The 585-nt window shown below is 59.7% G+C and carries 1 pseudogene; it reads left to right on the top strand.

Annotated elements, in window-relative coordinates:
* A pseudogene (locus tag BJF92_RS00005) lies at window positions 1–584 on the top strand (IS630 family transposase); the annotation flags it as partial.
* Between the last annotated feature and the right edge of the window lies 1 nt (window position 585).

Genomic DNA, 585 nt, shown 5'->3' with positions numbered 1-585 from the left:
CTCGGTGAGCGAGCAGACCCTTGGTCGCGAAGTGCGGGCAATGGGCTACCGCAAACTCTCGGCTCGCCCCAGGCATCATGCGCAGGATGCCGAGGCGGCTGAGGCAATTAAAAAAACTTCCCCGCCGCTGGGCCAAGCGGGGATCGAGGCCATCCGCCCCCCATGACCAGCGGACACGCTCCGCCTATATATTCGGCGCGATCTGCCCCAGGCACGGCAAGGCCGCAGCCCTCGTCATGCCTTGGTGCGATACCCATGCCATGAACCAGCACCTGATCGAGATATCCCGCAACGTCGCGGACGATGGCCACTCTATCCTCATCATGGATCAGGCCGGATGGCACATGTCCAACAACCTCATCGTTCCTGAAAACATCACCATCCTGCCACTGCCGCCCAAGTCACCCGAGCTGAACCCGGTCGAAAACATCTGGCAGTTCATGCGGGACAACTGGCTCTCAAACCGTGTCTTCAAGTCATACGAGGATATCGTTGACCATTGCTGCTACGCCTGGCGAAAACTCCAGCAGCGGCCATGGAACATCATGTCCATCGGCCGACGCCAATGGACCCATGGGTTCTGAT

This window comes from Xaviernesmea rhizosphaerae, assembly GCF_001938945.1.
GTDB classification, from domain to species: Bacteria; Pseudomonadota; Alphaproteobacteria; order Rhizobiales; family Rhizobiaceae; genus Xaviernesmea; species Xaviernesmea rhizosphaerae.
The sequence above is the reverse complement of the archived record's forward strand: the minus strand, read 5'-3'. Positions and strand labels throughout refer to the sequence as shown.